The sequence below is a fragment of the Arthrobacter sp. Helios genome (assembly GCF_023167125.1).
Lineage (GTDB): Bacteria > Actinomycetota > Actinomycetes > Actinomycetales > Micrococcaceae > Arthrobacter_B > Arthrobacter_B luteolus.
The window spans coordinates 960,719-973,067 of record NZ_CP095402.1; the positions used below are offsets into that span (position 1 = coordinate 960,719).

14 protein-coding genes are annotated in these 12,349 nt (G+C 66.8%); 12 read left to right on the plus strand and 2 right to left on the minus strand.

Annotated features, from left to right (window positions below; translation table 11 throughout):
* The first annotated feature begins 141 nt into the window (after positions 1-141).
* The 4 genes from ArtHe_RS04225 to ArtHe_RS04240 all read left to right on the plus strand — a co-directional run bounded on the left by ArtHe_RS04225 (position 142) and on the right by ArtHe_RS04240 (position 4,346).
* The gene (locus ArtHe_RS04225; protein WP_248318907.1) at positions 142-915 is read left to right on the plus strand and encodes an SDR family oxidoreductase; all 774 of its coding nucleotides are present in this window, start codon (positions 142-144) and stop codon (positions 913-915) included.
* Positions 916-929: 14 nt separating this feature from the next.
* Entirely contained in the window at positions 930-2,090 is a 1,161-nt protein-coding gene (locus ArtHe_RS04230) for a PQQ-dependent sugar dehydrogenase (RefSeq protein ID WP_248318908.1), read from the plus strand.
* A 275-nt stretch (positions 2,091-2,365) separates the two neighbouring features.
* Positions 2,366-3,928 (plus strand): FAD-dependent monooxygenase, encoded by a 1,563-nt coding sequence (locus tag ArtHe_RS04235; protein ID WP_248318909.1) that lies wholly within the window; start codon positions 2,366-2,368, stop codon positions 3,926-3,928.
* Between the two features lie 10 nt (positions 3,929-3,938).
* A complete protein-coding gene (locus ArtHe_RS04240) occupies positions 3,939-4,346 on the plus strand; it encodes a RidA family protein (protein WP_248318910.1) in 408 nt (135 codons plus the stop codon).
* 35 nt (positions 4,347-4,381) lie between these two features.
* Here ArtHe_RS04240 and ArtHe_RS04245 read toward each other — a convergent pair whose 3' ends face one another.
* Positions 4,382-4,771, minus strand: a complete 390-nt coding sequence (locus tag ArtHe_RS04245; RefSeq protein WP_248318911.1) for a helix-turn-helix domain-containing protein — start codon at positions 4,769-4,771, stop codon at positions 4,382-4,384.
* A 96-nt stretch (positions 4,772-4,867) separates the two neighbouring features.
* Here ArtHe_RS04245 and ArtHe_RS04250 point away from each other — a divergent pair, with 96 nt between their 5' ends.
* From ArtHe_RS04250 to ArtHe_RS04285, 8 genes are all read left to right on the plus strand, one after another.
* Positions 4,868-5,473, plus strand: coding sequence for an NAD(P)H-binding protein (locus ArtHe_RS04250; RefSeq protein WP_248318912.1), 606 nt, complete (start codon positions 4,868-4,870; stop codon positions 5,471-5,473).
* A gap of 118 nt (positions 5,474-5,591) precedes the next feature.
* Complete coding sequence (locus ArtHe_RS04255) at positions 5,592-7,289, plus strand: MFS transporter (RefSeq protein ID WP_248318913.1); 1,698 nt, start codon at positions 5,592-5,594, stop codon at positions 7,287-7,289.
* Complete coding sequence (locus tag ArtHe_RS04260; RefSeq protein ID WP_248318914.1) at positions 7,286-7,855, plus strand: TetR/AcrR family transcriptional regulator; 570 nt, start codon at positions 7,286-7,288, stop codon at positions 7,853-7,855. Before ArtHe_RS04255 ends, ArtHe_RS04260 begins: the two co-directional genes overlap by 4 nt.
* A gap of 65 nt (positions 7,856-7,920) precedes the next feature.
* Complete coding sequence (locus tag ArtHe_RS04265) at positions 7,921-8,496, plus strand: class I SAM-dependent methyltransferase (RefSeq protein WP_248318915.1); 576 nt, start codon at positions 7,921-7,923, stop codon at positions 8,494-8,496.
* A 158-nt stretch (positions 8,497-8,654) separates the two neighbouring features.
* Positions 8,655-9,125 carry an FHA domain-containing protein gene (locus ArtHe_RS04270; protein ID WP_248318916.1) on the plus strand — a complete coding sequence of 157 codons (471 nt, stop codon included), beginning with the start codon at positions 8,655-8,657 and terminating at the stop codon, positions 9,123-9,125.
* A 12-nt stretch (positions 9,126-9,137) separates the two neighbouring features.
* Positions 9,138-9,893, plus strand: a complete 756-nt coding sequence (locus ArtHe_RS04275; protein ID WP_248318917.1) for a MerR family transcriptional regulator — start codon at positions 9,138-9,140, stop codon at positions 9,891-9,893.
* Positions 9,894-9,898: 5 nt separating this feature from the next.
* The gene (locus ArtHe_RS04280; protein WP_066301348.1) at positions 9,899-10,396 is read left to right on the plus strand and encodes a bifunctional nuclease family protein; all 498 of its coding nucleotides are present in this window, start codon (positions 9,899-9,901) and stop codon (positions 10,394-10,396) included.
* Between the two features lie 275 nt (positions 10,397-10,671).
* Positions 10,672-11,262, plus strand: a complete 591-nt coding sequence (locus ArtHe_RS04285; RefSeq protein ID WP_066301345.1) for a MerR family transcriptional regulator — start codon at positions 10,672-10,674, stop codon at positions 11,260-11,262.
* Positions 11,263-11,345: 83 nt separating this feature from the next.
* Here the strand turns inward: ArtHe_RS04285 and ArtHe_RS04290 are convergent, their stop codons facing one another.
* On the minus strand, positions 11,346-12,188 hold the full coding sequence (locus ArtHe_RS04290) for a ParA family protein (protein WP_248318918.1): 843 nt from the start codon (positions 12,186-12,188) through the stop codon (positions 11,346-11,348).
* Positions 12,189-12,349: the final 161 nt, after the last annotated feature.

Consider the following 12,349-nt stretch of genomic DNA (forward strand, 5'->3'; position numbering starts at 1 on the left):
CAGGGACAGCAGCGGGAGATGGGGGCCGGGCCGGGCGGAAGGCGGCAGGCCGCAGGTGACTGCCGGCCCCGGCACTGCTAGCGTCGTCCCACCGGGAACCGGAGCGGGTTCCCGGGTCTGCCTCACGACAGGAGCAGGTCCATGGCGGCTGACGCGCCCGCACAAAAGGTCATCATCCACGGCGCCGGCGGCGCGATTGGCGGGGCCGTGGCGGAGGAGTTCGCCCGCCACGGCGCGGAGCTGTTCCTGGCCGGCCTCCACCGGAACTCCGTGAATGCAACAGCGGAGCGGATCCGGGCGGCCGGGACGGCACGGGTGCACGTGAGCGAGGTGGACGCCAGCGATCCGCTGGCGGTAGACGCCCACACCAACGCCGTCGTTGATGAGGCCGGCCGTATCGACGTGCTGCTCAATGCTGTGAGTCTTCCGCTGGTGCAGGGGACCCCGCTGCTGGACATGTCCGTGGAGGACGTCACCGCTCCGGCAGCGGCCTGGCTGCGGACGCAGTTCATCACCGCGAGGGCGGCCGCAGCCCAGATGGTGCCACGGGGGAGCGGGGTCATCCTGACCCTGTCCGCGTCACCGGCCCGCGTCGCGATTGCCGGTGTAGGCGGTTTCGCCGCGGCCTGCTCCGCCGTTGAGGCGCTGACAAGGACGTTCGCGGCCGAGCTGGGGCCGGCGGGCGTGCGGGTGGTCTGCCTGCGTCCCCAGCGCATCCTGGAAACCATCGGCAGCACACCGGACCTGCCCATGCCTTTGGGGGAATTCACCCGCTTCCTCGAAGCGCTCACCACCACGGGGAAGCTTCCGACGCTCAGCGAAGTGGCCAAAGCAGCCGTCTTCCTCGCCCACGGCGGCGCGGACAGCCTGAACGGCTCCGTCCTCAACCTGACCGCCGGAATGAGCGCGGACTGAGGCGGCAGCAGGCAATGAACGGACGACGGCGCCTGGCCGCCTGGACCGCTGCCGCCGCGTTTACCGTCCCCACCATGGCAGGCTGCACGGCAGGGGAACCGGAACCTCAGGTGTCCTCTCCGGCATCCCCAGAGGCAGACGCCACCGGAGTGGAGGGCGCCCAGGAGGTCCTCGCGGCTGGACTCGACGCGCCCTGGTCGATCGCTTTCCACGACGGTACTGCGCTGATCAGCGAACGGGACTCCGCCCGGATCCTCGAACTCAGCGGTGGAACCCTCCGCGAGGCCGGCACCATCGGCAACGCAGCCGGGCAGGGAGAGGGCGGCCTGCTGGGAATCGCAGTGCGGGACGGCTTCCTCTATTCCTACCTCACCGCCGGCGGGGAGAGCCGCATCGAGCGCCGCACTTTGACAGGCAGCCCGGGGTCCCTGGGCCTGGGTCAGGTCGAAACAATCCTCGACGGCATCGAGGCCGGGCCCATCCACAACGGCGGGCGCATGGCCTTCGGTCCGGACGGGGCGCTTTACGCCACCACCGGGGACGCCGGTGACCGGGCCAGTGCGCAGGACCTGCAGTCCCTGAACGGGAAGATTCTGCGCCTTGCCCCGGACGGCTCCGTCCCGGAAGGCAATCCGTTTCCCGGATCGCTTGTCTACAGCTATGGGCACCGCAACCCGCAGGGCCTCGCCTGGGACGCAGGAGGTACCCTCTACGCCAGCGAATTCGGACAGAACACCTGGGATGAACTGAACGTGATCCTGCCCGGCGGGAACTACGGCTGGCCGGAGGTTGAGGGGATTGCCGGGGAGAGCCGTTACCTTGATCCCGTCCAGCAGTGGGTCCCGGCCGATGCCAGTCCCAGCGGCATTGCCGTCACCGGCGGTTCCGTCTTCATCGCGAATCTGCGCGGGGAACGGTTACGGGAGGTGCCGCTGGACGCGCTGGAATCATCTACGGAACACCTGGCCGGCCGGCACGGGCGGCTCCGCGACGTCGTCAACGCGCCGGACGGTTCACTCTGGATCCTCACGAACAACACCGATGGGCGGGGCGATCCCGGACCGGACGACGATCAGGTGCTGCGCCTGGACCCCGCTCAGTGGATTAGCCCGTCAGTGGAGGGCGTTCATTCCCGGCGAGGGTGCGGAATTCCGGACCCGGGACCCGGTAGCTGAGGCACCAGCATGCGGCGGTGGCAGGTTTCCTGGCCGCCAGGACAGCGGTGAGGTCATCGAAACGGTCGACCGTGGCGGGATGAACCTCAACCCGGGGTAGGCGCGCATCGGCATTCATTGCCCCACTGTAACTCCCGGCCCTTTCCAGTTTAGGCGCGGACGCGGGGCTTGCGGCAAGACCGGGGTCCGCGGGGAGAATGGTCAGCCGCGGCCGGAAAAGCGCGGCAACCACCTGCCGTCCTGCCGGGACCACGGATTGCGAACCGAGGTGCAGCATGATCGACGTCATTATTGCCGGGGCCGGACCCACCGGGGTTTTCCTGGCCAGTGAACTGCGGCTCCAGGGATTGGAGGTCCTGGTGCTGGACAAGGAAGAGGCACCCACCGAGGTAGTCCGCGGGCTCGGCCTGCACGCGCGCAGCCTCGAGATCCTGGACCAGCGCGGTATTGCCGATGAGTTCCTGGACCTCGGCACGAAGCACCCGCTCGCCGGCTTCTTCGCCGGTATCACCACCTCCCAGCCAGAAGGTCTCGACACCACGCACCCCTACGTCCTCGGGATTCCGCAGACCACCACCGAACGACTGCTGACGCAGCATGCCCTGGACCTCGGCGTCGAAATCCGGCGCGGGACGGAGGTTACCGGATTCACCCAGGACGAGGACGGCGTGGAGGCCGTGCTCAGCGGGAGCACGCGGCTGCGCTCGCGGTATCTGGTGGGGTGCGACGGCGGCAGGAGCACGGTGCGGCGGCAGCTCGGCGTGGGCTTCCCCGGGGAACCGAGCCGGCGCGACCACCTCTTGGGGGAGCTGGAGCTGACAGCCGCCCCGGAGACAGTGGCCGCCGTTGTGGCTGAAGTCCGCAAAACGCATAGGGACTTCGGTGCCGGGCCGGCCGGGAACGGCGCCTACCGGGTTGTGGTGCCCGCCGCCGGCGTGGCCGGGGACCGGACTGTCCCACCCGCGCTGGAGGAGCTGTCAGCGCAGCTGATCCGGCTGGCGGGCACGGATTTCGGGGCGCACTCGCCGCGCTGGCTGTCTCGCTTCGGCGACGCCACCCGGCTGGCGGAACGCTACCGGTCCGGACGGGTCCTCCTGGCCGGGGACGCTGCCCATGTTCATCCGCCGTTCGGCGGGCAGGGGCTGAACCTGGGGATCCAGGATGCGTTCAACCTTGGCTGGAAACTGGCGGCCCAGATCACCGGTTGGGCGCCGCCGGAGCTGCTGGACAGCTATGCGGCCGAGCGGCGTCCGGTGGCGGCGCAGGTGCTGGACAGCACCAGGGCCCAGTCGGAGCTCACGTTGTCCGAGCCTGGCCCGCAGGCGGTCCGCCGGCTGCTGGCTGAGCTGATGGAGTTTGCGGAGGTGAACCGGTACCTGACCGAGAAGGTCACGGCCACCGGCCTGCGCTACGACTTTGGTGAAGGGCACAGGCTGCTGGGCCGGCGGCTGCCGGATGTGCAGCTGGCCCACGGCCGGCTCTACGAACGGATGCACACCGGGCGCGGCATCCTGCTGGACACGTCCGGGCAGCTCTCCGCCGCTGGCTGGGAGGACCGGGTGGACCTCGTCACCGAGTTGGGCGGCCAGGGACAGGAGCTGGCCCGGAAACTCGAAGCCCCCGCGTTATTGCTGCGGCCGGACGGCCACGTTGCCTGGGCCGGTGCCGGTACCGGTGGTGGCAGCCAGGCGGAACTGCCTGCGGCTGCGGTCCGCTGGTTCGGGCCGCCGGCCGGATCAGCGGGAACCGGCCTGCCAGGGGAAACCGGTCACGGGAAACCCGGGGGATGGCGGCCGGACAGCCCCGGTACGCCTACCGGACGCCGCGGCTTCATGTGATCGTTTGGGGATGACATCCATCCAGCGCCTCCGCCCAGAGGGGCTCGTTGTGAGCCCTGCCTTCAGCCACGTTGCCGTCGTGCCGCCCGGAGCGGCGACCATTTACATCGGCGGCCAGAACGCCGTTGACTCCTCCGGTTCACTGATCGGCGGCAGCGATACGGGTGCGCAGTCCGCCCGGGCCCTGCAAAACGCTAAAACCGCGCTCGCGGCTGCCGGGGCGAGCCTCACCGACGTCGTGCAGTGGACGGTCCTTTTCACCGAGGGCGCGGACCTCGCGGCGGGCTACGGGGCGGTGGCACAGGAACTCGCCGCCGACGAACCAGCCCTGGTGCTGGCCGCCCGCGTCAGCGAATTGGGTGTGCCGGGCGCGCTCGTGGAAATCAGCGCCATCGCTGCCGTACTCCCCGACGCTTAGGAGCTGGACACGGCTCCGGGAGTCGGTCGCGGGCCTCACTGGCCGGCCAGAACCTCCGCATCGCGGGCGTCGTCGTACCTGTCCCGTGCCTCCAGGATGGTGGGAACGTGGTTTTCGGCCCATTTCCTCAACTGAGCCATCGGCTCCAGGAGTGAACGGCCCGTGTCTGTGAGCTCGTAGTCGACTCGGGGCGGCACCTGGGCATAAACGGTCCTGGTGATCAGCCCGTCGCGCTCCAACGTCCGCAGGGTCTGGGTGAGCACCTTGGGGCTCACTGCCCGGACCTTGGCGCGCAGGTCGGAGAACCGGACCGGCCCATCGGCGAGAACCTGGACAATGAGTCCGGTCCATTTATCTCCGATGCGCTGGAAGATCACCCGCGAGGGGCAGTTCGGGTCAAAAATGTTGACCTCATTGGTATCCAATAGGTAATCCAGTTTCTTTGAGGCTATCAGTATCAAATAGATACTCTCATGAGTGTCAAAGGGACAGCAGCACCGAGCGTTACTTGAGGAGTACCAATGAAAATTGCCGTTTATGGAGCCACAGGCATGGTCGGAAGCCAGATTGCCGCAGAGGCGCTGCGCCGCGGACATGACGTCACGGCGGTCTCCCGCAGCATCTCGGAGATTCCCGGGGCGCTCAGCCGCCAGGCAGACCTGGGCGATGCCGCCGTGTTCGCCGAAATTGCCGGCGCGCACGACGCCGTCGTCCTGGCCACCGGACCCAGCCGCACAGGCGGAGATCACGGTGACTGGCTAAAGGCCATGAAGCAGGCCTACAGCAGTGCCGGCAGTACCCGGCTGCTCATAGTGGGAGGCGCCGGGGCCCTGGAGGTTGACGGCAAGCGGCTAGTTGACACCGCCGGGTTCCCGGAGGAATACCGGGCCGAGGCACTCACCTTGGCCGAGGCCTACGAGGCGGTCCTGGCAGCTCCGGCACAGCTGGACTGGACCATGCTCGCTGCCGCCCCGGAGATTGCGCCCGGCGTCCGGACCGGCTCCTACATCACGGCCAAGGACTCTCCCGCCGGCGGCAGTATTTCCACCCAGGACTACGCGGTGGCCATGCTCGACGAAATTGAACGTCCCGCCCACCGCAGGGAGCGCTTCACCGCCGCGAACTGACCCGGCTCCGTTCCGGACCGCGGGAGCAGGGGTGCAGATGCTTCCGCGGTCCACTGGGAGAGGCACTGCAGACTAAACAGTTTCCTGTACAGACCATTTGGTCGGCTACACTGAACGCATGTCACGAACGACTGCCCCGCCCTCTTCCGCCGGACCCCGTGAATGGGCCTCACTGGGCGTACTCACGCTCGCGGTGATGCTTCTGGCTGTGGACGGCACGGTTCTTGCACTGGCAGTGCCCTCCCTCAGCGCTTCCCTGGAGCCGACCTCTACGCAGCTGCTCTGGATCGGCGACATTTATTCCTTCGCGTTGGCGGGCCTGCTGGTGACCATGGGTAACGTGGCGGACCGGATCGGCCGCAAACGGCTCCTGCTGATCGGCGCAGCCGGATTCGGTGTCGCCTCGGCGCTCGCGGCATTCGCTCCCACCCCGGAGATCCTGATTGCGGCCCGTGCACTGCTGGGTATCAGCGGCGCCACCATCATGCCCTCGACCCTTTCGATTATCCGGAACGTGTTCGCTGTGCCGGCGGAGCGGACCCGTGCTATCGCCGTCTGGTCCGTCGGTGCCGGCGGCGGGGCGGCGCTGGGCCCCCTGATCGGTGGAATTCTCCTGGAGAACTACTGGTGGGGATCGGTCTTCCTGATCAACATCCCCGTGATGCTCCTGCTGCTGGTCAGCGGCGCCATCCTGCTGCCGGAGTCCCGGAATCCCGCGCCGGGCAAGCTGGACCTGTTCTCGGCGGTCCTCTCGATTGCCGCGATCGTGCCGATTGTCTACGCCGTCAAGCGGGCGTTCGGCTACGGTATTGAACCCCTTGGCATCGCCGCACTGCTGGTGGGACTGGTTTCCGGCTGGATCTTCATTCACCGCCAGCGCATCGTCCCGGATCCGATGCTGGACGTGGAGCTGTTCCGGCGTCCGGCGTTCCGCGGAGCCGTCATCGCCAACGGTCTATCCATCTTTGCCCTGAGCGGCCTGCTGTTCTTCTTCTCCCAGTACCTGCAGCTGGTGCGCGGCTTCGGGCCGCTACAGGCGGGCCTTGCCGAGCTGCCGGTGACCTTGGCCATGATGGCCGTCGTTTTTGTAGTTGGTACTTTGGGGGCCCGCACCGGGGTTGGCCCAGCGATCGGCGGCGGCCTGATCCTTGGAGGGGTGGGCCTGGTCCTGCTGTCCATCGCTGAGGGGTTCGAAGGCTATATCGGCATTGCGGCCGCACTGGCGCTGACCGGACTGGGTATTGGTGTGGCCATGACTCTGTCCACTGACGCAGTGGTCGCTTCTGCCCCGCGGGAGCGGGCTGGTGCTGCGTCCTCGGTCTCCGAGACCGCCTATGAACTCGGGGTTGCCCTGGGAATCGCCGTGCTGGGCTCTGTGCTGTCGGCCCTCTACCGGACCGGACTCCCGGACTTGTCTGCCCTGCCGGCGGATACCCGTGCAGGCGTGACAGACTCCTTGGCTTCCGCCCTCAGCGCCCTCAAGGGTGGTCAAACCGGGTTGATCGCTGAAGTCCAGCACGCCTTCACCGGCGCCATGCAGATCACCGCACTGGTCGCTGCCGCGATCCTGCTGATCGCCGGCACCATCGCCTGGCGCGTCATCCCCGCGGTCCTTGAGACCAACGACGGCGGCGCCGTCAACGGGGCTGTTGGAACCAACGGAGCTGTTGAAGCCAGCGACGCCCGGGAAGCCAGCGAGGCGGGGGAACCCAGCGCCGCGGCGACAACCAACGCCGGCGCGGTACCGGAACCGGCCGAGGAAGGAACAGCGGCCGGCACGGATCCGCAGGTTTCCGGACGGAGGGAGCAGCCGTGACGGATACTGACGGGAAGCGGAACGCCGAACGGACCCGGCGCTCCGTACTCGATGCCGCGGTCAGTGTGCTGGCAGAACGCGGGACTGCCGCGACACTGCAGGACATTGCCACCGCCGCGGGTCTGTCCAAGAGCGGCCTGCTGCACCATTTCCCCGACCGTGAGGCACTGCTCTGCGCGGTGGCGGAGGATTACCTGGAACGGTTCCGGGCTCGGGTCCTGGAGCTGGTGGACCTGTCTGAGAACCGTCCGGGCAAAGTGCTTCGTGCCTACGTGCGTGCGCTCTGCGGAACGGACTCCGGTCTCCTGGCCGAGTACGGAACGTTTGGCGGTATCTGGCCCGCCCTGGAGAAAATCCCCGGCGTTCAGGCTCTCAGCGACGCGGACAGCGACAGCTGGTTCACCCTGTTTGAACAGGACGGTCTGGACCCGGACCGGATCCTGGTAGTCCGGTACGCCGCTGAGGGGCTGGCCATTGCCCACTCCTACGACGCGAACGTCTCCACCCGGGTGCTGGAGCGGGCCCGTACGGTGCTGCTCGGGCTCATCGATGAAGCGGCGGAGTAGGCCATGCGGGAAGGAAAAACCTGCGCCAGTACCCGCTGTCCCGGTTCCGGAGTACCTTCGTCTCCATGACGAAGGTCAGTTACGCGGAGTTCGAGAGGCGCTGCGCACTGGTGATCGGCACCCTCCGCGGCACGGTGCTGGAGATCGGGGCGGGCTCGGGCGGCAACCTTGGGCTACTGGCGGCCGACGCCGACTGGATCGGTCTGGAGCCGGACGCCGGCCGGCGCCGGGAACTGGACGCGGCCGCAGCAGCCCATGGCTACCCGGCAGCGCTGGCCCGGAATGCTGAGGACACCGGACTGGCTGCGGGGAGCGTCGACGCCGTACTGGCTACAAAGGTGCTGTGTTCGGTCGCGGATCCGCAGGCAGTGCTGGCAGAGGTCCTGCGGGTCCTGAAACCGGATGGCCGTGCCGTCTTCGCAGAGCACGTGGCGGCACCGGAGGGAAGCTTCAAGCGGGGGCTGCAGCGGGCGGCGTCGCCTTTCAGTGCCAAATGGGATCACGGGTGCCGCTGGGACCGGGATTCCGCCGTCCTGCTGGCTGATGCAGGCTTCCGCGGACGGATGGAGAGCCTCGACGTCAGTCAGGGGATCCTCCCCTCCGTCCCGGTCATCCTCTTTGACGGCACACCGCCCGCCTAGCAGGACGGGGACGAAAAATCTCCTGTGCCGCCCGGGCCGTGTAACAGGTAGGCTAAGACAGCCGGTAAGGCACGAACGGTAAGCGAAATAGATCAGGGTAAATCAGGCCAGCCGCAAACCAACGCGGGATGGCCGGTTCTTTTTGGGGAGGAAACACCATGGCGGGCGAGGACTACAACGCCGCACGTGCGGATGATCAGCGTGGCTTCAGTGCGGAGGACACGACGTCGATCAGCCTTCCGCCCATCTCGGATGCGGCGTCGATCGAGCCTAAGCTCAGTGCTGACGAGCGTGCCGCGGTTGCTGCACTTCCCGCAGGTTCGGCCCTCCTGATCGCCCACTCCGGCCCCAACGCCGGAGCCCGCTTCCTGCTCGATCAGGATGTCACCAGTGCCGGACGCCACCCAAACGCAGACGTCTTCCTGGATGACGTCACCGTTTCACGCAAGCACGTCGAGTTCCGGCGCAGCGCCGAAGGATTCCGGGTTGTCGACTCCATGAGCCTTAACGGCACCTACGTCAACAACGACCGTGTGGACACCTTGCTGCTGCGCACCGGAAACGAAGTCCAGATCGGCAAGTTCCGGCTCACTTTCTACGCTGCACGTCCGGCTGCCGGTACGGCCTAAAGGCGGAATCGAATGCCAGGACCAGAGGCTGCGCGGCGCGCCGTCGGAACCGCCGCGGAGCGTGCGCGTCCGCGTGTGCTCAACATCGGCCAGGTCCTTGCCGACCTCAGCGGCGAGTTCCCCGGGATCAGCGCCTCCAAAATCCGGTTCCTGGAGGAGAAAGGCCTGGTAGCGCCGCAGCGCACCGCCGCGGGCTACCGGAAATACTCCATCCAGGACGTTGAACGGCTGCGCTTTGTCCTGGCACTGCAGCGGGACCAGTACCTGCCGCTGAAAGTCATTAAGGACTACCTCGACGCGATCGACAGGGGAGAGCGCCCGGAATCGCTGCCCGGCGGTATCAGCCTGGCGCCGCGGGCCGTTTCAGAACAGCTTGCGGAGGAACTCGCCGCCCGGACTAGGGCGCGGCTGTTCACTTTCGATGAACTGGTTGCCGAATCCGGTGCCACGGCGGAGCTGGTCCGAAGCCTCATCAGTTTTGGCCTTATCAGCGCCCCGGCCCAGCAGTATGATGAACACGCCCTGAAAGTCGCCAGAGCCTGCACACAGCTGGAAGCCCACGGCATAGAGCCACGCCATTTGCGGCCCTTCCGTGCCGCTGCAGACCGGGAACTGGGGCTGGTGGAGCGGGTGATCGCACCCGTTGCCTCACGCAGGGACGTCGCCTCGAAAGCGCGGGCGGCAGAAACAGCGCGGGAGATCAGCGAACTTTGCCTGAACCTGCACAGCGCCCTGGTCAACGGCCAGATAGCCCGGATGGAGAGCTGAAGCCGATGCAGGAAGTCGAAGTGGTAGGCGTGCGGATCGAGCTGCCGTCCAATCAACCCCTGGTGCTCTTGAAAGAACTGGAGGGTGAACGCCACCTGCCAATCTGGATCGGGGCCCCCGAGGCCAGCGCCATCGCCTTCGTACAGCAGGGGATTGTGCCACCGCGCCCCATGACGCACGATCTGATGGTCAGCGTCATCAAGGCACTGCAGCACCTCGTCACCGAAGTCCGGCTGGTCTCGGTGGAAGACACGGTCTTCCATGCGGAGCTGGTGTTCGACGACGGTACCCGGGTCTCCTCCCGGGCTTCCGATGCGATCGCCGTCGCCCTGCGTGTTCCCTGCCCGATTTTCTGTGCCGAAACCGTGCTGGATGAGGCGGGAGTACGCATCACGGAGGCTGACGCCGATGAGGATGAGGACGAGCAGGAAAACGCAGAGCAGGAACTGCGCCAGTTCCGTGAGTTCCTTGCCGACGTTGAACCCGAGGATTTTGAGCGCTGAGCGGCTCGACACGCCTAGAGAAAAAGAGGCCGCATCTTTGACCTTGGGCGTCCACGGATCTAACGTCGAAGCATAGAGTTCCCATTGCGCTAATGGGTCATCAGGAAGACACTTAGACGAAAACTGAGACAGGGTCCGCAGGGGCTGGTTGAGACACCGGCCACGGCAGCAAACCTACCCAGAGTGCCTCACAGGCAAGTGTCTAACTGGGTTACACCAGTCCCGATGACCTCTGGCAGCCGCCGACTTCACGGGGACCATTACTAGGAGGAACAGTGAGTCCGAAAGGCGATGCCGGCGAACACCGCGCCGTTGCACCCGGAAAGGTACTTCCGGCCAGTGCCCAGGGACTGCTGTTCACCGAAGACCTGCCGGTCCTGGATGAAGATGCCGGCTACCGCGGTCCCACCGCCTGCAAGGCGGCCGGGATCACCTACCGCCAGCTGGACTACTGGGCACGCACCGGACTGGTGGAGCCCGCCGTCCGCGGCGCTTCGGGGTCCGGCACCCAGCGCCTTTACAGTTTCCGGGACATCTTGGTCCTGAAGGTCGTCAAGCGGCTTCTTGACACCGGTGTTTCGCTGCAGCAGATCCGCACCGCCGTCGAGCACCTGCGGGAGCGCGGGGTGGAGGATCTGGCTCAGATCACTTTGATGAGTGACGGCGCCAGCGTCTACGAGTGCACCTCCGCTGACGAGGTCATCGATCTGGTCCAGGGCGGACAGGGCGTCTTCGGTATCGCCGTCGGCCGGGTCTGGCGCGAGGTCGAAGGAAGCCTGGCCCAGTTGCCCAGTGAGCACGTTGATGATCATTCCTACGCTGAGGACGAACTCAGCCGGCGGCGCGCCGCCCGCAAAATCAGCTGATCTTTAAACGCAAGAGGCCGCTTCCTCCGGGAAGCGGCCTCTTGCGTTGTGTCTGGCGGCCGGCCGGGAGCCGGCAGCGGCCCTTAGCTGGCCGGGCGGCGCATCACCCGGTTGCGGACGCTGCCGGTCTGCACCAGGTTCTTCAGCAGGGCATCGAAGGTTCCCGCAGCCTGCTTCGCCGATTCTCCGGGCCAGTGGTGCACCGAATGCGCAGCGCCCTGGATCTGCTGCCAGTTGGCCTGCTCGGCGATAGTCGGATCCAGGACCAGGTCACCGAACATCTGCTTCATTTCCGCGAGGCGGAAGGTGTGTTCGTTGGAGGTCGAGCGGACCCGGTTGGCCACAATGCCCGAGGGCGCCAGGTTCGGGGCGAACTCCTGGCGGAACAGGTCCAGGGCACGCATGGTCCGTTCGGTGCCCGCCACTGAAAAGAGCCCGGGTTCGGCTACGAGGAGCACGCGGTTGCTGGCCGTCCATGCCATCCGTGTGAGGCCGTTGAGGGACGGCGGGCAGTCAATGAGGACCAGCCCGTAGCCGCTGATCTTTGCGAGCAGGGTGGAGAGGCGCTTCAGGTCCCGCTTGCCGAGGTCCGGGCGGTCGTAGATGCCGGAGAACGCTGATCCCATCGCGACGTCGAGGACGGGCTGGCGGGGAGTGCCCTGCCCATTGAGTTTGCGCGCCGTTTCGGCCCACCCGCTGGGGACCACGTTGGCGGCCAGATCCGCCCTGCGCGCAGTGCGGAGCATCTCTCCGATGCCCAGGTGGTCTCCCGCAGAGACTGCCAGGCCGGTGGTGGCATCTGCATGTGGATCCAGATCCACGACCAGGGTAGGAATTCCGGCAGCCAGTGCGGCTGATGCCAGGCCCAGCGTCACGGAGGTCTTGCCGACGCCGCCCTTCAGGCTGCTGATGCTCACTACTTGCACTTGTTGAACCAATACCTAACGTGTCGAGGATCACGGGCGCTGGGTCCGTGCCGGGGAACCACACTCATTCTATGTGACGTGTGCCGACAAGCCGGGCAGGCTCGGGTTTGCACATCTGCGCCCGGGCCTGAACTATGCTCGAAGTGATCTGTCTCACTGGT

Excerpts from the sequence above, each read along its gene's own strand:
- ArtHe_RS04280 (WP_066301348.1), top strand. The coding sequence starts at position 9,899 with ATGCAGGAAGTCGAAGTGGTAGGCGTGCGGATCGAGCTGCCGTCCAAT.
- ArtHe_RS04240 (WP_248318910.1), top strand. The coding sequence starts at position 3,939 with ATGACATCCATCCAGCGCCTCCGCCCAGAGGGGCTCGTTGTGAGCCCT.
- ArtHe_RS04255 (WP_248318913.1), top strand. The coding sequence starts at position 5,592 with ATGTCACGAACGACTGCCCCGCCCTCTTCCGCCGGACCCCGTGAATGG.
- ArtHe_RS04230 (WP_248318908.1), top strand. The coding sequence starts at position 930 with ATGAACGGACGACGGCGCCTGGCCGCCTGGACCGCTGCCGCCGCGTTT.
- ArtHe_RS04270 (WP_248318916.1), top strand. The coding sequence starts at position 8,655 with ATGGCGGGCGAGGACTACAACGCCGCACGTGCGGATGATCAGCGTGGC.
- ArtHe_RS04275 (WP_248318917.1), top strand. The coding sequence starts at position 9,138 with ATGCCAGGACCAGAGGCTGCGCGGCGCGCCGTCGGAACCGCCGCGGAG.
- ArtHe_RS04225 (WP_248318907.1), top strand. The coding sequence starts at position 142 with ATGGCGGCTGACGCGCCCGCACAAAAGGTCATCATCCACGGCGCCGGC.
- ArtHe_RS04265 (WP_248318915.1), top strand. The coding sequence starts at position 7,921 with ATGACGAAGGTCAGTTACGCGGAGTTCGAGAGGCGCTGCGCACTGGTG.
- ArtHe_RS04235 (WP_248318909.1), top strand. The coding sequence starts at position 2,366 with ATGATCGACGTCATTATTGCCGGGGCCGGACCCACCGGGGTTTTCCTG.
- ArtHe_RS04250 (WP_248318912.1), top strand. The coding sequence starts at position 4,868 with ATGAAAATTGCCGTTTATGGAGCCACAGGCATGGTCGGAAGCCAGATT.